Origin of the sequence: Phenylobacterium sp., assembly GCF_046291545.1 — a bacterium.
GTDB lineage: Bacteria > Pseudomonadota > Alphaproteobacteria > Caulobacterales > Caulobacteraceae > Phenylobacterium.
Genome location: NZ_JBKBSM010000005.1, coordinates 30,533 through 51,399 on the forward strand (window position 1 = coordinate 30,533; position 20,867 = coordinate 51,399).

Sequence of the window (20,867 nt, forward strand, 5' to 3'; positions counted from 1 at the left end):
GCCGCGGAGATCGCCGATGAGCATCGTCGTGGAGCTGTGGACCTGGTCGCTCGACGACGCGGACCTGTTCGACCGCGTCGAGGCCCACCTCGACGAGGAAGAGCGCTCCAGGGCCGCGCGCTTCGTCCATGAGCGGCATCAGCGGCGCTTCGCCGTGGGCCGCGGCCGTCTGCGCGAGATCCTCGCCGGCTACCTGGGCGCCGAGCCCGCCGCCCTGACCTTCACCTACGGCGATAACGGAAAGCCCGAGCTCTTCAATGCGGGCGACCTGAGGTTCAACCTCAGTCATACTGAGGGTCTGGCGGCCCTGGGAATCGCCCGGGGGGTGGAGATCGGCGTCGACGTGGAGGGCCTGCGTCCGGTGGAGAAGGACATGCCGGACCACTACTTCTCGGCCCCGGAGCGCACGGCGCTGGCGCACCTGCCCGAGGACCAGTGGCTGGCCGGCTTCCATCGGTGCTGGACGCGCAAGGAGGCGATGGTGAAGGCGCTCGGGGACGGCCTGTCGATCCCGCTGGATTCGTTCGCCGTGAGCCTCGCGCCAGGGGAGCCTGCGCGCCTGCTCTGGCGCCAGGGGGACGACGGGGCGCCGAGCCGCTGGGCGCTGGCCCACTTCGACCCCGCGCCCGACGCCGTCGGCGCCGTGGCGGTCGAGAGCCGCGGGGCCCGGCTGGATCTGCACTGGCGCTCGCGCGCCTGACGCGGCGCGGCGCCGCGCTTGCAGCGAAGCCCGCTGAGATCAGTCAGAATAGGACATCGGAAGCCTCATGCTAAAGACGCACGCCCGCAAGGTTGCGCGCGCCCTTGGAGCCAGCATGGCCGGCGCCAGCAAGCCGATGAAGGTCGCCGCGGGCCGGCTGCGCCAGCACCTGCCCCTGCGGCTCGAGTTCAAGGGGGCGTTCCCGACCTATGAAGCCGCTCTGGCCAGCCAGCCCGCGGGCCGGATGGTGGGATACGACCACGACGAGGTCGCCGAGGTCTCATTCGAGCGGATGTGCGAGGTCACCGTCTGGGATTATCCGGTCATGCTCTGGCTTCAGCGGCTGATGCCGCAGGCCAGGACGCTGATCGACGCCGGGGGCCATATGGGGACCAAGTACCGGGCGTTCAGCAAGGTCCTGGACCTGAGCGACGCGCCGGATTGGGTGGTCTACGACCTGCCGGCGATCGTGCGGGCCGGCGAGAAGCGGGCGAAGGCCGACGGCCTGCCGATCGGGTTCGAACACGACATCACGCGCCTGCCCCCGGCCGAGATCCTGCTGGCCTCGGGCCTGCTGCAGTACTATCCGCACGAGACCTCGCGCCTGGTCGGCGAACTGCCCGAGAAGCCGCGCCACCTGATCCTGAACAAGGTGGCGGTGCGCGACGGCGCTCCCATCGTCACCCTGTCCCGCATCGGGCCGTCGTGGGTGCCCTACCAGATCCGCCAGTTGAAGGGCTTCATCGCCGGCATCGAGACGGCGGGCTACCGGCAACTGGACCAGTGGGACATTCCCTCGCTCAGTCACGTGATCCCCACCCACCCCGAGCTTGGGCCCTCGCGAAGCATGGGGTTCGTGTTCGAGGCGATCTAGAACCTTACGACCGGCGCGGCGGGACGGCCGCGTCCCCCCAGGCGGTGACAGACGTCGATGACGAACACCTCGCCGTCGACGTCCATGTGGTGGCAGCCGCGCAGGTCGGGCGAGCCCTCCGGGGTGATGCGGTGGACGAGCCGCTCGGTGTACCGGTCCAGGCTAAGGTCGGAGATCTCCATGATGTTCAGGCCGTAGCCATAGACGCCGTGGGTGTTGATCTGGGCCGGGCGGAACAGCCTGCCGCCGCGGGCGAAGATCCGTCCGCCGTTGCGCGCCAGTTCGCTGCCGATGACGACCGGGTTGGCTTCATGCGCAGTCACTGACTTCAGGTCGGGGCCATCCACCTTGAAGACGTGCAGTTCGGCGCAGTGGTCGGGGTAGAGCTTGTCCGCGAGATTGGTGAACAGCCACCAGCCCTCCCCGTCGAAGTGCAGCAGGCTGTCCGCCGGCGAGCGGCCCTCCAGCGCGGTGGCGTGAAGCTCCCACTTCAGCGGAAAGTCGACGCAGCGCCAGACTTCCACCCGGTCCGCCTGGTGGCGTTCGGGCATCATGTAGATCTGGTCGCCGTGGCTGAAGATGAAGGGGTAGGACAGGTGGTGCTCCAGGTCGAGCGCATCGCCGAGGAAGCGCAGCCCGTCGTCCTCCAGACGGCCTACCGAGATGCGGCCAAGCCTCGTGCGGTACGAGAAGTTCTCGAAGAAGACGTAGAGCCCGTCATCGCGCCGCCAGAGGAACGGGTCGGCCCACAGCTCGCCGAGGAATGGATCGATCTTGCGGGTGTCGTCGATCGAGACGAAGGGCGCGCCGCCCCGGCCCACATGGATCGCCCACATGTCCGAACGCAGCCCCAGCCGCGCCCAGGCCTCCATCGCCGCGCGCCGGGCGAGTTCGCGCATCACGCCGACGCCGTATCCGATCGCAGCCCCCGCGCCGGGGCGACGGGCTGGCCCCGCGGCGTAGACGGGCGCTGCGGCGTCGAGGCTGCGCTCCGCCGACAGCCGGCGCAGTTCCTTGACCATGAGGCTCACCGCCCGGACCTTCAGGTAGGCGGCGTTGCGGGCCCCGCTGAACTTGGTGTTGAACGCGGTCCTGGCGGCCAGCCGGGCCTCGCCGTCGCGTCGACGGATCACCGAGACCGGCGTCAGCTCGGCCCGGCCGAAAGCTTCCCAGAACCCCGTCACGTCAGCCTTCACAGCGTCGATAAGACAGAAGTCAAAGGTCCAGCCCCCATAGGGAACCGCGTCGCGCAGAGCCTCCGCGCCGGAGGCGTCCACGGCCTCGATCACCAGGTCCAGCGCCAGCGCGGCGGGGTCGGACAGCGCGTCGGCGAAGGCGATGTGCGGGACGTCGCGGCCGAAGTCGTCATATCCAGGCGCGGCGGGGGCGCGGCCGAACACCTTGCGGTCCAGCCGCCGGATGAGGCCGTAGGCGCCGCCCGCTTCGGACGCCGGCGCGGTTTCGGCGACGATGACTGCGGCGAGCTGCAGGCGGTCATCCTCGCTGATCCGCTTCAGAAGCTGGCGCTCCCACGGCTCCGCCGAATGCGGCGCCGCGGTGATGATCCCGACGCGGAGCGGATTCACGACGCCGCTCGCGCCCGCTCTAAGTGCCCCAGACACACGAACACGTTCCTTCCCGATCACGCCTAGCCGGCGCGCCCCTCGAGCCGTCGCAGCGGCTCCCATCTTCTATAGGTCAAACAACGCCAGGCCCATTCAAGGGGGCCGAAGCGGAACCGCCTTAGCCAAATCGTCGAAAGGGCCACCAGCAGCAGCCAGACGAGCGCGACCACCCCCATGATCTGCGCCAGCGACAAGGCGCCGTAAAGCCCAAGACCATGGCCGTAGAAGACCGTGGTGCCGATCAAGGAGCAGGCGATGTAGTTGGTGAGGGCCATCCGGCCGGCGTTGGCGAGCGGGCGCAACCTCAGACCGGCGCGAGCCGCGCCCATGACGACGGCGGCGTAGACGAAGGCCTGCACGAAATGGGCGCCTATGCGCAGGGTGGCCCAGACGACGGTCTCACCGGTCGCCGCCGAGCCGGCGGCGGAGGCGCAGCGCAGCGCCACGACGGCCGCCGCGCCGGCGATGATCGCCGCCAGATAGGCGCGGACGGGCCATTGGGCCGACAGAAAGCCCTGTCGATAGAGCCCCAGGCCCGCAAGCATGATCGCCACGACCCTTGGCGCGTCGACGACTAGGTGGACCACCATGATGCGGCTGAAGGTGTCCGCCCGCGCGGCGAGCTGGGCGCCCCAGCCCCCCAGATAGGCCGCACGCGCCAGCGCGTCGGCCACGTCGGGCGGCGGCGCCGGCTGGGTTCCGAAGATCGCCGCCGACAGCAGCCCCGGTGCCGGCGAGAATTCCGCCGCCATGCGCAGCGCCAGGAAGCCCAGCGCCGCGAGATAGAGGGTGCGCGGCGAGGCCCGCACGAACTGGACGGCGACCAGGCCGGCGACCGCATAGAGCGCCAGCACGTCGCCGAACCAGATCAGGTAGCCGTGGACGAGGCCGATCGCGAAGAGCGCGGCCAGGCGGCGATAGATCAGCACCCCGGAGCGGCCGGCCGCGCGCGCGCGGTCGCAGAAGATCGCGAGGCCGCATCCAAAGAGCGCCGTGAAGATCGTGAAGAACTTTTCATCGATCAGCAGCCGGTGCGCACGCCCGATCGCCGCGTCCAGCGGATTCCCCCAGGCTTCCGGGGAGAAGTAGTAGGACGGCGGGACGGCCATCGCCTTGATGTTAACGGCGAAGATCATCAGCACGGCGACGCCGCGAAGCACGTCGATGGCCTCGATGCGCTCCGTGACGGGCGCCGCGTTCATGGGTTGAGGCCGCCCCACCGACAGGTTTCTTCGAGCGTTCTGGAGATCAGTCGCGCGCGGGCGCACGACCGGAGAGCTCCGCTTGGACGACCTCGGCCATAGTCTTCAGGCCGTTCGCCGTGAACGCATCCTCGTGCCAGCCTTCGATGGGGACGATCGGCGTCGCCGGGTCGACGATCCCGCCCCAGCCGAAGTGGTGGCGAACGCTACGCTCGTCCGAGGTCTCGCTCTTGAACAGCACGACCTTGCCGGCATAAGGCCCGGGACGATAGTTGCGGGCCGCCTCGACCAGCACGTCGGTCACGTCGCCGTTGGCGACGTCCTCCTCGCTGCGGCCTTCCCACCCGGCGAACTTGACCATGAAATTCAAGGTGAAGTCGTAGGAGCGCAGCAGCGCGCTGAGCGGCGCCTTGCCCGTCGCCGTGCGCGAAACAAGGTGGAAGGCCCGGCGGGCCTTGTCGATGACGCGCCACCATTCGAACTGCCAGCGCGGGCGGCTGCGATAGTAGCCCGGCTTCCAGGAATCGATCAGGCCGACGAAGGCGACGGTCTCGCCCTGGGCCGTGAGCTGCCGGGCGGCCTCCAGAGCGACCGTGCCGTTCACGCACAGGCCGAGGAGCGCGTAGGGACCCTGCGGCTGGGCCGCGCGGATCTCGGCCACGCAGCCGCCGACGATCTCCTCGAAGGTCCGGCCGGCGAACTTCTCGGCGGTAGGGTCCGTGATCTGGACGTCCATGACGGACCGCTGGCCGTTCATCGTATGGCCGAGGCGATAGAAGAGCATCGGGTGGTTGATCCCGATCAGCGCCGGGGCGGCGCCGGACAGGCCGTAGTCGATGATGCTCCAGTCCTTCGCCTGGGGCGCGGCCACGGCGCCGATGTCCAGGCTGGCCGCCGGATCGGCCGCGGCGGCCCGGGTGAAGCCCCCCAGCGTCGGCGACTTGAACAGGACCGAGATTGGCGGGCGATAGCCGAGGATCGGGGCGATCCGGGCCAGCATGCGCGCCGCAAGCAGCGAATGCCCGCCCAGTTCGAAGAAGTTCGATTCCGACCGGACTTCCGTCACGCCGAGCACGTCGCGCCAGACATGGGCGATGCGCATTTCGGCGTCCGCCACCGCGGGATGCTGGCCGCCCGGCGCCGCGGCAGGCGCGGCCTGCCGGGGGACGCTGCGCACGGCCGGGGACGGCAGCGCGGCCTTGTCCACCGCGCCGTCGGCCCGGCGCGGCAGCGACAGGACCACGCTGACCATCTGCGGCGCCGCCCGTTCGGACAGGTTGGCGAAGGCGTGCTCGAGCACCGCCTCCGGCAGGGCTTCTAGGGCGCCGGCGTAGTCGCGCCGCGGCGTCACCGCCGCCAGCCTGCGCCCGTCACGTTCGAAGATCGCAGCCTCCTCGACCGCCGGGTGGGCGCGCAGCACGGCCTCGGCGGCGGCGAAGTCCCCCGCGCCGGGCGCGGCCGCGGGCGGAGGGGGCAGATTGCGCGCGGCCGGCTGAGGCAGTTTGTCGAAAGTCAGTTCGGGGGACGCAAGGCAGGTCTCGAACGTGGCGCGCCACAGGTCGAGCAGGTCCTGCGCGGTCGAGCGCTCGAACAGGTCGGCGTTGTACTCAAGGCTCATCCGCCAACCGTCCTGCCGGCGGATCATCTGGAAGTTCAGGTCGTAGAGCGCGCCCGGCGACGGCGAGGGCACCCCCTTCAGGGTCAGGTCGCCGTAGACCGCGTCCTCCAGGAAAGCCTGCTGGATGATGACGTTGATCGAGATCAGCGGGGTGCGGCTGAGGTCGCGAGGCGGATTGAGCAGTTCCACCAGCTTGTGGAACGGCATCCGCTGATTGATCAGCGCGTCCTGCACCGTGGCGTGAGCCTGCGACGCCAGCGACTTCAAGGACGCAGTGTCGGCCACGTCCATGCGCAGGACGAGGTTGTTGATGAACACCCCGATCAGGTTCTCGAGGTCCACGTCCGGGCGCCCGGCCACCTGGGTGCCGAACACCACGTCCCGGACGCCGCCGGAGAACCGATGCAGGGTGGCGGCGATGATCGCGCTGCCCAGGCTGAAGGTGGTGCTGCCGAGTTCGCGGGCGCGCCCATCGAACAGATCGCTCACTTCCGGCGACAGCAGGGCCGAGACGATCTCGCCGCGCGTGGTGCGCTCCGCCGCCCGCGGATGGTCGGGCTGAATCTCGAAATAGGGCAGGTTCTGCAGGCGCTTCAGCCAATAGGCCTGCTCGGCCTCGAAGCCGGCGCTGGCGTAGTATTCGTCCAGCCAGAGCGCATAGTCGGCGTACTGCAGCGGCAGGTCCGGAAGGTCGGGGACGCGCCCCGCCTCCACGGCGTCGATCGTGGTCCCAAGATCGCGGCCGAGCACGCGGATCGACCATCCGTCGAACACCGACTGGTGGATCACGATGAGCAGAAGGGCGCGGCCGGGCTCAATCTCGAACAGGGTCGCGCGCACCAGGGGCGCCTGGGTCAGGTCGAAGGGGCGGCGGGCCTCGCGTCGGCAGAGCTCCATGACCTGAGCGTCGAAGCCTTCGCCCGCCAGATGGCCAACATCGACGACGTCCAGCTTGAACTCCGCCTCCGGCAGGGGCTGCTGGGCGGGCCCGCTGTCGAGCTCAACAAAGCGCGTGCGGAACGATTCGTGCCGCTCGATCATCATGCGGAACGCCCGCTCGATGCTGTCGCGCGAGAACCGCCCGGTGAGTTCCCAGCGGATCGCGACGTTCAGCGCCGGGTTGCCCGGCTCGAGCTGATCCAGGAACCAGCAACGCTGCTGGGGCGGCGTGCAGGGGAACACGTCGAGCGTGGGTTCCTCCACCGCGACCTGGCTGATGTCTTCTGCCACTAACGCCACGCTATTCACCCTCTTTGCCGCCTCGCGCCGCCGCGGAAGTCCCGCAGGGACGGGCCTGACGCGAGCGGCGAACCGGCCTGGCCCGAATCCTTGACCGCGCTCAGCTCGGCGATGGTCGGATGCTTGAGCAGGTCCTTCGCCTCGAAGCCCAGCCCCTGCTGGATCATCCGCGCAGCGATGCGGAAGACGTGCAGGGAGTCCGCGCCCAGGGCGAAGATGTTGTCGTGTATGCCGACGGCTTCGACCTTGAGCACGTCTCGCCAGATGGCCGCAAGCTGTTCTTCGAAGGCGTTGCGCGGGGCCACGATCTCGCGGGCGGCGTCAGCGGCCGCGACGTCGGGCGCCGGCAAGGCCTTGCGGTCGAGCTTGCCGTTCTGGGTGAGCGGGAGCGCGTCCAGCTTCACCCACAGGGTCGGCACCATGTACTCCGGCAGGGCGCCGGAGAGGCCATCGGCCAGGCTCGCGGGGTTGGCCGCGCCGCCGGCGGGAACATAGTAGCCGACCAGCCGGCCGGTGCCGTCCGGGCCCTGGTGGACCGCCGCGGCGGCCTCGGCCACGCCGGGCTGGCGGCGCAGCATGGTCTCGACCTCTTCCAGCTCGATGCGGAAGCCGCGCACCTTCACCTGGTGGTCGCGACGACCCAGATGCTGGATGCGGCCGTCGGCGAGGCGACGGGCCATGTCGCCGGTGCGGTAGAGGCGCTGCGGAACGCCGGCCTCCAGTTCCAGGGTGACGAACGCCGCCGAGGTGAGGTCGGGTCGGTCGAAGTAGCCGTTGGCCAGGCCGTCGCCGCCGATCAGCAACTCGCCGGTGATGCCGGGCGCAGCCAGGCGGTCGGACTTGTCGACGACGTAGAGCTGGGTGTTGCCGATCGGCTCGCCGATGGTCACCGGGCCTTCAGGGGCCACGCGGCCGGCGGACGACCAGATCGTGGTCTCGGTCGGGCCGTAGACGTTCCAGAGGTCGCCGCCGGTGGCGATCAGGGCGTCGGCCAGGTCCCGCGGCAGCGCCTCGCCGCCGCAGAGCATCTTCTGGCCGGGACGGGCCATGAAGCCGGCCTCCAGCAGGATGCGCCACAGGGAGGGCGTGGCCTGGATCATGGTGGCGTTGGCCGCCTCGATCTTCTGCACCAGTGCGAAGCCGTCGCGCACCTCGTCGCGGGCGCAGATCACCACCTTGCCGCCGCGGATCAGCGGCAGGAACAGCTCGAGCCCAGCGATGTCGAAGGAGATGGTCGTCACCGCCATCACCACGTCGTCGGCGGTGAAGCCGGGCGTCTGCGCCATGGTCGACAGGAAGTTCACCAGCGCCCGGTGCGACACCTCCACGCCCTTGGGCGTGCCGGTGGAGCCGGAGGTGAAGATCACATAGGCGGCCGCCTCGGTGTCGCGGGCCAGCGGGGACGGCGCCGTGGCGTCCAGCTTGGCGATGGCCGCGGCGTCCTTTTCCAGATGCACCACCTGCGCGCCGGCCGGGGCCAGGGCGGCCATGGCGTCATCGCTGCAGATGACGGCCGAGACCTTGGCGGCTTCGAGCACCTGGGTCAGGCGCGCGGCCGGCTGGGTCGGGTCGACGGGCACATAGGCCAGGCCCGCCTTCATCACCGCGATCAGGGCGGTCAGCATGTCGAGCGAGCGCTCGACCGCCACGGCCACCCGTGCGCCCGGCGTCGGCGCCAGGCCGCGCAGATGCTGCGCCAGCCGGTTCGAGGAGGCGTCCAGCGAAGCGTAAGTGATCTCGACGTTGTCGAAGGCCGCCGCGACCTTGCGCGGCGTGCGGGCCGCCTGCTCGGCGATCAGCTCGTGCAGGAAGCGGTCCTTGGGATAGGCGAAGGCCGTCTCGTTCAGGCCGTGCAGCAGCCACTGGCGCTGTGCGGCGTCCAGCAGCGGCAGGTCGCGGATCGCGGCCGAGGAGTCCTCGGCGATCGCAGCGAGCAGGGTGCGGAAGTGGCCGACCCAGCGGGCGATGGTCTCTTCGTCGAAGAGGTCGGTGGCGTAGTCGAGCTCCAGGCGCAGGCCGTCCTTCGACTCGATCACGTTGAAGAAGATGTCGAAGTTGGTGAAGGCCTTGGGGTTCGGCGTCAGCCGCGCGTCCAGGCCGGCGAACTTCACGCCGTCGCTCAGCTTCTCCAGGTTGAACTGGATCTCGGTGAGCGGCAGTCGGTTGGGATCGCGGCGCAGGCCGAGCTTGCGCACCAGGGTGCCGAAGGTGAAGTCCTGGCGGTCGAAGGCTTCCAGGGTGTGGGCCTGGACCGCCTTGAGATGGCTGGCGAAGGGCGCGGCCGGGTCAAAGGGCGCGCGCAGGGGCAGGAAGTTCACCGCGTGACCCGCGAGCACCTGGTCGCCCAGAAGGCTCTGGCCGGCCGTCGGCACCGCCAGCACGATGTCCTCCTGGCCCGAGAGCCGGCCGAACAGCACCTGCAGGGTGGCGAAGAGCGTGGAGAACAGGGTCGCGCCCTGCTTGCCGCCGGCCTTCTTCACCGCCCGGTAGAGATCGGCGTCGATGCGGTCGACGTACGTGGCGCCGCGGAACGTCTTCTGCGCCGGGCGCGGACGGTCGGTGGGAAGCTCGGCCAGCGGCGCGGGGGTCTCGTGGAGCTTGAGCCAGTAGGCCTCGACCTCGGGGGCGCCGCCAGCCTTGGCCGCCTTGTCCGCCGCATAGCGCGAATAGGGCAGCGTCGCCGGCAGGCTGGCCGTGCGGCCCTCGACCCGGGCGCTGTAGAACGCCGCGAGATCCTCGACGATGATGTTCAGCGTCCAGCCGTCGCACACGATGTGGTGGCCCGTCAGGACGAGCTGGGCGGACGTGGGGCCCAGCCGCACCAGGGCCGCGCGCACCAGCGGGCCGTCGACGAGGTCGAAGGGCGTGCAGGCGTCCAGTTGCAGGAAGTCCGCCAGGGAGGCCTGGGGATCGGCCTCGCCGGAGAGGTCATGGACCGGCAGGTCGATCGAGAGCTGCGGAGCGAAGACCATCTTCTCGCCGGTGCGGGCGAAGGTGGCGCGCAGGATGTCGTGGCGCGCGACCACGTCGTTCAGCGCCCCCTTGAGGGCGGCTTCGTCCAGCGCCCCCTCAAGCCGAAGGCTGAGGGACTCGTTGAAGGCGCAGGACGCCCCCTCCCCCATCTGGGCGGCCATCCAGATCTCGGTCTGCGGCTCGGTGAGCGGCGCTTCAGCCAGGCCGGCGGCCGTCGCGGCGGGCGCGCTCGCGGCGAGCGCGTCGGGCGCGGACACCGGCGGCAGGATGCCCACGCCCTGCAGGGCGTCCAGGGCGTCGGTGAAGACCTTGTAGATCCTGTCGATGTCGGCGTCCGAATGGGCCGTGGTCAGGAAGCAGGGGAAGCCTTCCAGCACATGCACGCCGTTGAGGCGGGCGTAGGCGTAGAACAGCGACCCCAGGCGGTCCTCGTCGCCGAAGTTCAGGATGAACCAGCTCGAATAGGTCTCGGCGCGGGACTTCAGGCCGCGCCGGGCGAAGTCGGCGTTGAGCCGTTCCACCAGTGCGGCGGTGCGCCGGGCGAGGGTTTCCTGGAGCGCCGGCCCGTGCTCGTTCATGTGGCGCAGGCAGGCGCGGACCGCCGCCAGCACCAGCGGGTGGCGCACGAAGGTGCCGGCGAAGAACGTCGGGGCGACTTCGGGGACGGAGTCGTCGCCGAAGCTCCACTGGCCGCCGTCCAGGGCGTCCATGAAGCGCGCCGAGCCGGCCAGGATGCCCACGGGCATGCCGCCGCCCAGCACCTTGCCGTAGGTGGCGAGGTCGGCCTTGATGCCGAACACGTGCTGCACGCCGCCCGGATGGACACGGAAGCCGGTGACCACCTCGTCGAACACGAAGGCGACGCCTTCCTTGGCGGTGATCTCGCGCAGCCCCTTCAGGAACTCGACCGGGCGCAGCTCCGGATGGCGGCTCTGGATCGGCTCGACGATGACCGCGGCCAGGTCCTTGGCGTTCTCGCGCACCCACTCCAGGCTTTCGGGCCGGCCGTAGGGCAGCACCACCATGTTGGAGACGGCTTCGTTGGGAATGCCCGGGGCCACCGGCAGGGCGCGGGTCGAGGCCTTGCCCCCGGCGCGCACCAGCACTTCGTCGAACTGGCCGTGGTAGTCGTTATTGAAGCAGACGATCCGCGACTTGCCGGTGACCGTGCGGGCGACGCGCATGGCGGCCATCACCGCCTCGGAGCCGGTGTTGCAGAAGGTGACCCGCTCCATGCCGACCATGTCGGCGATCAGCTTGGCCGTCTCGCCGGCCAGCGGAGACTGCGGCCCGATCGGGAAGCCGAGCTTGAGCTGCGCCTCGACCGCCTCGACCACGAAGTCCGGGCTGTGGCCGAAGGCGGTCTGGCCGAAGCCGTTGACGAGGTCGACGTACTCGTTGCCGTCCACGTCCCAGAGCTTGGAGCCCTTGGCGCGCTCGACCACCAGCGGATAGACGAGGTCCTTCCACTCCTGGCGGAAGCCGTTGGCGGCGCGCGGGTCGGCCAGCACCGGGCGGTTGGCGGCCGTATAGGCCTTCGAGCCCGGAGTCTTGTCGTTGTAGGCCTTGACGACGTCGGCGATGAACGCGGCCTGGGCGTTGGAGAGTTCGGCGCGCTGCGCGCCGGCCCCCGAGCGGTAGACCTTGAAGCGGCCGCCGGTCTCTTCCTCCTCGGTCCCGGGCGCCAGCTTCAGCGGCGGCGGACCGGCGTCCGGGGCCGGACGCAGCACGGCGACCGGCACCGGCGGCGCGGCGGCCGGGGCGGCGGGCGCGGCGGCGGGCGCGGCGGGCGTGGCGGCGACCCCGCCCTGCAGGGCGGCGATCTGGCTGGTGAAGAGCTGCTGCATCGCCAGGGCCTGGGCGTGGAACAGCGAAGTCACGTCGCCCGCCGGGGCGATCGGGGCCGCGGGCGCGGGCGAGAAGGCCACCACAGGGGCGGGCGCGGCGGCGGCCGCAGGCTGGGCGGCGGCGACCGGCGCGGGGGCCGCCGCGGGCGCGGCCTCGGCCGGCAGCGTCTGGTCCAGGTGCGCCGCCAGGGCGTCGATGGAAGGGATGTCCCCGAGCAGCTGGCGGAAGGTGATCTGGATGCCGTATTTGCCCTGCAGCTTCTGGGCGACCTGTCCGAGGAACAGCGAGTCGAAGCCGAGTTCGATGAAGGTCGCCCCGAAGTCCTCCGGCGCGACGGTCTCGCCCGAAAGGTCTTCGAGAATGGCGACGATGTCGCCGCACAGCGCAGGCTTTCTATCCACGGTCATTACAGCTTCTCTGACAACGGGAACCACGGCGGCCGCAGGCTGGGCCTGGGCGGCGACGGCGATGGGAGCGGCGGCCTCGGCGGACGCCTTGGGCGCCTCGATCCAGTGGCTTTCGCGTTCGAAGGGATAGGTGGGCAGGGACGTACGCCGCCCCTCCACCTTGCGGCTGGGCGCCCAGTCGGCGAGGGCGCCGACGGACCAGAGGCGGCCCACGCCTTCGCCGAACACGATCTCGTCGGGGGTCGCCCGCTCGTGGTCGGGCAGGCTGGCCACCACCGCGGCGGTCGCGCCGCGGGCCAGGCCCTGGGCGGCGAAGGTCGCCAGGGTGCGTCCCGGGCCGCACTCGATCAGCACCGGCGGATCGCCGGCGGCCACGGTGGCCAGGCCCTCGCCGAAGCGGACGCAGGCGCGAAGGTGGCGCGCCCAGTACTGAGGATCAGTCGCCTCGGCCTCGGTGATCCAGTTGCCCGTCACGCACGAGGCGAAGCGGCGGCTGGGCGGGTTGAGCCGCACGGCGGCCAGCTCGGCCGCGAAAGGCGCGACGGCCGCGTCCATCATCGCCGAATGGAAGGCGTGGGAGGTGACCAGCTTGCGGCTGGCGGTTCCCTTGGCTTCAAGCGCAGCGGCGAAGGCTTCGACGCCCTCGTGCGGCCCGGCCACGACGCTAAGGTTCGGCGCATTGACCGCCGCGATGTCGAGCCCTTCGGGCAGTTGCGCCCGCACCTCGGCCTCGGACAGGCGGACGGACAGCATGGCGCCGGCGGGGCGTTCCTGCATGAGGCGGCCGCGCAGGGCGATCAGGCGCAGCGCGTCCGGGAAGGACATGACGTCGGCCAGGCAGGCGGCGACGAACTCGCCCACGCTGTGGCCGATCATCCCGTCAGGCTCGACGCCGCGGGACATCCAAAGGCGCGCGGCGGCGTACTCGATCAGGAACAGCGCCGGCTGGGTGAAGCGGGTCTCGCGGATCGGATGATTGGCCGCATCGCCCCGCGCCTCGCCATAGAGGATCTCGCGGATGTCGAGGCCGAGCGGGCCCTTCAGGATCTCGGCGCCCTGATCGACGAGCTTACGGAACAGAGGCTCGCTGTCGTAGAGCCCGCGGCCCATGTCCGGGTACTGGGCCCCCTGCCCCGGGAACATGAAGACCACCCGCGGCGGATCGTTGGCCGCAGTTTCAGCGCGTACGTCGCCCCGCAGGCGCGCGATCAGCTCCTCGCGGTCGCGTCCCGCCACGGCGGCCCGCCTGGCGAAGGCGCGCCGGCCTTCCTGCAGGGTGAAGGCGACGTCGGCGATCGGCGTCGCGGAGTCGGCTTCCAGGTAGTCGGCCAGTTGCAGGCGGGCGCGCTTGAGCGCCTCTTCGGAGCGGGCGGACAGCGGCAGGATGTGCGTACCCTCCCCCTGCGCCATGGACTGGCGATAGGCGCGCGGCGCCTCCTCCAGCAGGATGTGAACGTTGGTGCCGCCCACGCCGAAGGAGCTGACGCCCGCCCGACGCACGCCGCCTTCCGCAGGCCAGGGCTTGGGCTCCAGCGGCGCATAGAAGGGGCTGTTCGCCAGGTCGATCCGGGGATTGGGCGCCTTGTAGTTGGTGAGCGGCGGAATCTCTTCGCGGTCCAGGCACAGGACGGCCTTGATGAAGCTGGTCACGCCGGCGGCGGCGTCCAGGTGGCCGACGTTGGCCTTGATCGAGCCCAGGGCCGTCACGCCGCGGGCCTGCGGGTCCGGCTCGAAGGCGCGCATCAGGCCCTCGAACTCGATCGGATCACCCAGGGGGGTCGCCGTGCCATGGCACTCGACGAAGCCCACCGTGGCCGGATCCACGTCGGCGGCGAGGAAGGCCTGGCTGATGGCGGAAGCCTGGCCGCGGACGCTGGGCGCGGTGAAGCCCACCTTATCGCCCCCGTCGTTGTTCACGCCGACGCCGCGGATCACCGCATAGATGTGGTCGCCGTCGGCGATGGCGTCTTCCAGGCGCTTCAGCAGCACGGCGCCGACGCCGGAGCCGAAGACGGTGCCGCAGGCCTCGGCGTCGAACGGCCGGCACGTGCCGTCGCGCGAAGCCAGACCGCCGTCCTGGGCCAGGTAGCCCCGCTTCTGCGGCAGGGTGACGGAAACGCCGCCGGCGATGGCCATGTCACTCTGATAGAGCTGCAGGCTCTGCACCGCCTGGGCGATGGCCAGCAGCGAGGTGGAGCAGGCGGTTGAAACGTTGATCGCCGGACCGCGCAGGTCGAGCTTGTAGGCCACGCGCGTCGACAGGAAGTCGGGCATGGCGCCGAGGGCCTCGGCGTAGGACCCGACCTGGTTGTTGCTCGTGAAGTTGAGCACCGCCTCGCGATCGGACACGACGTTGCGCAGGAAGTAGGTGCTCATGCTGGCCCCGGCGAACACGCCGATCGAGCCCTGGTAGGCGGCCGGGTCGTAGCCGGCGTCCTCCAGGACCTGCCAGGACGTCTCCAGGAAGAGCCGGTGCTGAGGGTCGGTCAGCGCCGCCTCGCGCGGGTACATGCCGAAGAAGGCGGCGTCGAACTTGTCGGCGTTCTCCAGCACCGAACGCGCCTTGACGTATTCCTTCGACGCCCGGACCTCAGGGCTGAAGTCGTCTTCCAGTTCCTCGTCGCTGAAGCGGGAGATCGAGACCTTTCCGGCGCGCACGTTGCGCCAGAGGGCGTCGACGCCTTCCGCGCCCGGGAACCGGCCGGCCATGCCCACAACGGCGATGGCGTCGGGGGCGTTCAGCTCTTCGTAGACGTCGTCCTTGCTCATCGCCCCGCTCGCGCCCTCATGTTCCGTGCACGCGCCAGCGCTTCGCTGCGCCGGTCCGCCTTTTCCCGGCCGCTAGCAACTCCCGTGCCCGGCTCGGCGTCGCGGCCGCCGGCGTTCAGATAGGCGGCCAGTTCACGGATCTTGGGGCGCTCGAAAAGGGTCACGAGCGTCACGTCCGAGCCCAGTCGGCCCTGGATCTGGGCGTGGACGCGCACAAGCTGCATGGACGTGCCGCCCAGGTCGAAGAAGTTCTCGTCGACGCCGACGGCGGGCAACTTCAGGACATCGCTCCAGATTTCCGCGATCACCCGTTCCGTCTCGGAAACGGCCGCCGCGCCCGAGGCGGTGTCCTTTTTTGGGGCGCCGGCCCGGGACGGCGGGCGCGGCAGGGCCTTGCGGTCGACCTTGCCCGCCTCGGTCAGCGGGAAGGCGTCCATCACCATCAGATCGGCCGGCTGCATGTGCGTCGGCAGGGTCTGGCGCAGGCTCTCCGCCACCGCCTCGACGAAGGCCGGCCGGTCGGCGGCCTCCAGCGGCGCGTTGGGCTTCAGATAGGCCGCCAGGCGCGGCGCGCCGGGCTCGTCCTCCCGCAGGACCACGATGGCGTCCGCCAGGCGCGGATCGTCGCGGATGATGTTCTCGATCTCGTCGAGCTCGACCCGCTTGTTGTTGATCTTCACCTGCCGGTCGTTTCGCCCGACGAACTCTATGGCGCCGTCGGGCCGGCGGCGGACGAGGTCCCCGGTCAGGTACATCCGCGCATCGGCGTCGTCGCTGAAGGGATCGCGCACGAACCTCTCGGCGGTCAGGTCGGGCCGGCCGAAGTAGCCGACGGCGAGACCATCGCCCCCGGTGCACAGCTGCCCCACCTCGCCCTCGGCCACCGGCCGCAGGTCCTCGTCCAGGACATAGACCCGCGTGTCCGGAACCTCATAGCCGATCGGGATCGAGCCCCCGGTCCATCCTTCGCGGGGCACCTCGAACCAGGCGGTGACGATGCCGTTCTCGGTCGGTCCGTAGGCGTTCACCACGCGGGTCGTCGGCAGGGCGGCCACGGCCTTGTTGGCGTGCGGCGGCGACAGCACGTCGCCGCCGGCGAAGACGCACCTCAGCGGCGCCAGGGCCTCGAGCTTGTGGTCGACCATCAGGTGGAAGATGCCCGTGGTCAGCGACGTCCAGGTGGCGCCGTAGTGACCGATCGCCCAGGCGATGCGATCCAGGGCGGGGGTCGGATCGGGCAGGATGGCGATGGTTCCGCCGTTGGCCAGCGCCCCCCAGATCTCAAGCTGGCTGGGATCGAACGAGGGCGCGGTCACGTGCAGCGTGACGCAGTCGGCGTCGAAGCCGGCCAGGGCGTTGCGCCAGACGGCCCGGACGACGCCGCGGTGGGCGCCGAGCACACCCTTGGGCCGGCCCGTCGAGCCGGAGGTGAAGATCAGATAGGCCGGGTCGCCCGCGACGCCGGCCGGCGGCAGCGCTCCGCCGTCCTCCAGCCGCGCCGCGTCGGCGATCTCGCCTTCGAGGGACAGGACCCTGCCCGCGTAGCCCTCGATCGGCGTATGCCGCGGCAGTTCCGCGGCCTGGGCGAGCACGAGACGCGGCGACGCGTCCTCGACCATCATCCGCACGCGGTCCGCCGGATAGGCGGGGTCGAGCGGCGTGAAATAGGCGCCGAGCTTCAGCGCCGCCAGGATGGCCGTGATGGCCTCCGGCGCACGGTGGCTCAGCAGGGCGACGCGGTCGCCGGCCTGCACGCCATGCGCCCGCAGCCGGCGGGCCAGCGCGTTGGACCTGCGATCCAGCTCGGCATAGGTCAGGTTTCCGGTCTCGGAAACGACGGCCGCCTTCTGAGGGGTGGCGGCCGCATGTTCGGCGAACAGACCATGCAAGGTTGCGTCGCGCGGATAGGCGCCGACGCGAGCAGGCGTCTGGCCCGATGAAGCTTGTCCCAGTTCCACAGTCCCACACCACACGCGCCGGCGGAACCGGCGGAAAGTTCTCGAGGTTTATGGCGCCGCTCCCCCAAGCGACATGAGCTATGTTACTCCGGATTACTTTCTGAGTGGTGCTCGTTCGCGCAATAAGAGAGCGCGTTTGAACTTTTTTCGAATCGAGTCCTACCGGGCGCGCCCGCACCCCTGGGTGGAAGGCGCGGCGCACAGGCGCTCAGGGATTTGAAGGCGCGCCGGCGCCCCCCAGGCCGAACGCCGGGACGGTTAGTCCGCGGGCCGCGAGCGCGCCTCAAGCGAGGTGCTCGCCATGGCATGTTCCGGTCGCGCCGACGCCGCGCCGGCCGGCGCGGAGGACGCCGCCGCCAGGGCCGCCTGCCCACGCGGCGCCCAGGCCATCGCCAAGCCGGCCAGGAAGGCGAACATCACGCCAGGGTCGGGGTTGGCCCCCGAGACCATGGCCGGCGCCAGGCCGACGATGGCCGCCCAGCCGGCCGCGGCGCCCACCGCCTCGGTGCGGTTGCCCGTGAGCTGGTAGGTCGACAGCTTGTGCAGCGGCAGGACCTTGTAGAGGAACAGGCCGAAGGCGATGAGGCCGGGCAGGCCCGTCGCGCCGGCGACGGCGCTGACCAGGCTCGAGGAGCGGAAGCTGCCCACGCCGACCCCGACGCCCTTTGAGAAAGTGAAGGCTTCCCACGCCTTTTCGACCCAGAAGCCGCGCTGGATCCCCGAGAAGGACTTCTGCTTGTTGATCGTCATTTCGGCGAGCATGCGGCTGAACAGTTCGGCCACCGCCGGCAGGGCCACGCAGACAGTGAGCACAGCGACCGCCGCGATCAGAGCGAAGCAGGCGAGGATGAAGCCCTTCCGCTGCGCCATTGGCGAGGGGAAATAGATCGTCCGGGCGCCGAGGATCAGGCCGTAGACGCCCAGCCCGAAGTAGGCCGACGAGGAGGTGGTGAAGAACAGGGCCACCGCCAGGGCCAGGCTGGTCCAGCCGGTCAGCCGCTCCTCGATCCCCCGCAGCCACATCTCCGTGGTGAAGACCAGGAGCGCCAGGCCGTAGGCGGAATAGCTGGAGGTCTCGGCGAAGGTGCCCTGGATCCGGCGAAGCCCGCCGAAGGTCTGGTCGACGATCGAGTAGTTGGCGTTGCGCACCACGTCCAGGATCGGCAGGCCGGCCGTGGCGAACACCACGTCGAGCACCCCGAACACCACGTGGGCGATCCCCAGGTAGATCAGCGTCATGGCCACCAGGCGCGAGCGGCGCTCCTGGCGGGCGATGAACGCCGTGGCCAGGACCACGAAGAAGGTGCCGAGCAGGTAGGTCGACTGGGTGATGTTCTGCGACGAGGGCGCCAGGGGCACGACGGCGAACGCAGCGGCCGAAATCACCTTGGTCGGAGGCAGTTCGATCTGGTGATAGAACAGCCGCGGGAACACATAGGCGCTCAGAAAGCCGTAGAAGGCGAACAGGCCGAACAGCAGGCTGTCCTTGAGCGAGCGCTCCATGCCGTTGGAGAGCAGGTCGGGCGAGACCGCCATGCGGGCGGCCAGGAACGCCAAGGCGAAGACGGCGGGCTGGATGGACGAGCCGCCGAGCGCGGTCATATTCACCGCCGAGGCCGCGCCGAAGATCGTCGCCACCACGACGACGAGCAGCATCACCGTCATCTGCTTCCGGAAGGCGATCAAGCCGGCCAGCAGGACGATCGCGCCGATATAGGTCGGTTCCACGGCAAATCCCAAACGAGCGGCTCGCCGCCCGGCGAGCGCGCGGACCTTATGGCGCCATTTGATTTACGTGTCTTTACGCGGCGCTGGCCGCGGGCCTAGCCCTCCGGCTGGTCCGAAGGCCGGCCTTCCCGCAACCGGCGCAGGCGGTTGAAGCCGCTGAGCACTGCGCCCTCGTAGGCGCCGTAGCCATGGGGCGTGAAGCGACGGGCCGCCACCGCATAGACCGCCGCGCCGATCATGACGGCGGAGGCCACGAGCGCCCAGCCGGACAGGCCGATGCGCGGCGTCAGCAGGACCCACGGACCGACGAAGGCCGTCATCATGGCCGCGTTGAGGCTGAGGCGCCCTACGAGGCCGAGGTAGGCCATGATCGGCATGCCGCTGGAGCGCGCCACGGCCGGTAGCACGTAGATCTGGGTCACGATCGCGACAGCCACCATGGAGAAGGCCAGGGGCAGCAGTCCGTAGGGAGCCACGAGGAAGGCCGCCGCGGCGCTCAGGACAGCGCCGAACAGGGCCGTGGCGGCCATGGTGCCGGTGCGGTTCTGCAGCGCGAACACCACCTCGCAGAGATAGGCGGGAATGCCGACCAGGCGGGCGACGGCCAGGATCAGGACGATCGAGGCGGCGTTGTGCCATTCCGGATCGAAGACGAGCGGGAACACCGGCCCCGCGATCAGGGCCGCGCCGGCCATAAGCGCGAAGAATCCGACGCCGAACACCTCCAGCAATTGTAGCGACGTGCGGCCGAAGGCGGCGCGATCATGCTGCAGCGGCGGCAGGCTGACCCACATCATGGCGCGGAACGGCTGGAACAGGACGTCGCTGGCCATGGTCAGGAGGCGCGACACCAGGCGGAAGAGACCGGCGTCCGCCGTCCCCAGGCCCGCGCCGATCAGCACGTCCACCGCGGCGACCGATCCCAGGCCGATGAAGCGCGTGGCGATGATGTTGCGGGCGAAGGCGAGCGCCTTCGCCGCCTCGTCGAAGTGGAAGGCGATGCGCGGACTCCAGCGGCTCGTCACCGCATAGCTGAGCATGATCACGCCTTCCCGCGTAATCCGCTGGAACACCAGGGCCAGCACGCCGGCGCCGCTCATGAGCGCGGTGAGCGCCACGCCCAGGGCCACCGTCTCGGTGACCAGGCTGGCGACCGCGACCTTCTTGATCTCCCCATGCTTCATGATCACGCTTTCCATCAGCGTGTTCATCGACAGCAGGTAGAAGGCCGGGATCAACAGCATCAGCATACGGCCGATGCTCTCGCTGTGGACAATGTGCGGGATAGCGAGCCCGACCACGATGGCGAGCACCGAGGCCAGCGAGGCCGTCAAGAGATTGACGAAGAACACCGTCGGCGCGGCGTTGTCGGACTCGCGCGCCTTGATCACATATTCGTAGGTCCCCTGGCCGACGAAGACCGACAGGGCGCCGAAGATCGAGGTGGCGATCGCGAACTCCCCGAACTCAGCCGGGCCGATCCGGACAGACGTGGCCAGAAAAAGGACGCCCCCCGCGATCTGGGCCCACACGCGGGAGAACGCGTAGAGCGTCGGACCAGCGGCCGAACGTCTCGGGGGAGGCTGCGCCATCAATCTAAAGTCTCACTGGTGTTGCGGCCCCGGCGTGGCCCCGAACCCGATGGGACCTGTGCCGGCACGAGGCGCGCCGAGCAAGTTCCGTGCAAGCCCCGCAGAGGGCCGTGGGACCCCGGGACGATCCGGCCCCGGCCGCCCCCGCCCCTTTGAAAGACCGGCGCGGCGGGGCGGAGCGCGCCTTCCGCCAGGATCGCACAGCGTTGTATAAGCTGAATAACCGGCGGCCGCTGTCGCAAAATGTTTCAATCTTGAAGGCAACTGACAATAGTCAATCGCCGCGCACTCGCCTAGGGAAGATCGTCTGGCGCCGGCGCAAGCGAGCCCCTCG

At 70.1% G+C, this 20,867-nt stretch carries 9 protein-coding genes; 2 read left to right on the forward strand and 7 right to left on the reverse strand.

All coding sequences use genetic code 11. The annotated features are described in order from the left end of the window. The first annotated feature begins 16 nt into the window (after positions 1-16). Positions 17-700, forward strand: coding sequence for a 4'-phosphopantetheinyl transferase family protein (locus ACK4YQ_RS12740; protein WP_409611790.1), 684 nt, complete (start codon positions 17-19; stop codon positions 698-700). A gap of 115 nt (positions 701-815) precedes the next feature. Beyond that, positions 816-1,574, forward strand: coding sequence for a methyltransferase, TIGR04325 family (locus tag ACK4YQ_RS12745; RefSeq protein WP_409611791.1), 759 nt, complete (start codon positions 816-818; stop codon positions 1,572-1,574). Here ACK4YQ_RS12745 and ACK4YQ_RS12750 read toward each other — a convergent pair. The 7 genes from ACK4YQ_RS12750 to ACK4YQ_RS12780 form a co-directional block, all read right to left on the reverse strand. Next, positions 1,571-3,160 (reverse strand): hypothetical protein, encoded by a 1,590-nt coding sequence (locus tag ACK4YQ_RS12750; protein WP_409611792.1) that lies wholly within the window; start codon positions 3,158-3,160, stop codon positions 1,571-1,573. The genes ACK4YQ_RS12745 and ACK4YQ_RS12750 overlap by 4 nt on opposite strands. A gap of 62 nt (positions 3,161-3,222) precedes the next feature. Beyond that, entirely contained in the window at positions 3,223-4,401 is a 1,179-nt protein-coding gene (locus tag ACK4YQ_RS12755; protein ID WP_409611793.1) for a DUF418 domain-containing protein, read from the reverse strand. A gap of 46 nt (positions 4,402-4,447) precedes the next feature. Then, positions 4,448-7,258 (reverse strand): condensation domain-containing protein, encoded by a 2,811-nt coding sequence (locus ACK4YQ_RS12760; protein WP_409611794.1) that lies wholly within the window; start codon positions 7,256-7,258, stop codon positions 4,448-4,450. A gap of 5 nt (positions 7,259-7,263) precedes the next feature. Next, positions 7,264-15,255 (reverse strand): amino acid adenylation domain-containing protein, encoded by a 7,992-nt coding sequence (locus tag ACK4YQ_RS12765; protein ID WP_409611795.1) that lies wholly within the window; start codon positions 15,253-15,255, stop codon positions 7,264-7,266. Further along, a complete protein-coding gene (locus ACK4YQ_RS12770; protein ID WP_409611796.1) occupies positions 15,252-17,144 on the reverse strand; it encodes an amino acid adenylation domain-containing protein in 1,893 nt (630 codons plus the stop codon). Before ACK4YQ_RS12770 ends, ACK4YQ_RS12765 begins: the two co-directional genes overlap by 4 nt. Positions 17,145-17,471: 327 nt before the next feature. Continuing rightward, positions 17,472-18,941 (reverse strand): hypothetical protein, encoded by a 1,470-nt coding sequence (locus ACK4YQ_RS12775; protein WP_409611797.1) that lies wholly within the window; start codon positions 18,939-18,941, stop codon positions 17,472-17,474. Between the two features lie 95 nt (positions 18,942-19,036). Further along, positions 19,037-20,533, reverse strand: coding sequence for an oligosaccharide flippase family protein (locus tag ACK4YQ_RS12780; RefSeq protein WP_409611798.1), 1,497 nt, complete (start codon positions 20,531-20,533; stop codon positions 19,037-19,039). Positions 20,534-20,867: the final 334 nt, after the last annotated feature.

What these genes read in the sequence shown, in the direction of transcription:
- ACK4YQ_RS12780 (WP_409611798.1), bottom strand. Translation starts at nt 20,533, where the DNA reads ATGGCGCAGCCTCCCCCGAGACGTTCGGCCGCTGGTCCGACGCTCTAC.
- ACK4YQ_RS12755 (WP_409611793.1), bottom strand. Translation starts at nt 4,401, where the DNA reads ATGAACGCGGCGCCCGTCACGGAGCGCATCGAGGCCATCGACGTGCTT.
- ACK4YQ_RS12745 (WP_409611791.1), top strand. Translation starts at nt 816, where the DNA reads ATGGCCGGCGCCAGCAAGCCGATGAAGGTCGCCGCGGGCCGGCTGCGC.
- ACK4YQ_RS12740 (WP_409611790.1), top strand. Translation starts at nt 17, where the DNA reads ATGAGCATCGTCGTGGAGCTGTGGACCTGGTCGCTCGACGACGCGGAC.
- ACK4YQ_RS12765 (WP_409611795.1), bottom strand. Translation starts at nt 15,255, where the DNA reads ATGAGCAAGGACGACGTCTACGAAGAGCTGAACGCCCCCGACGCCATC.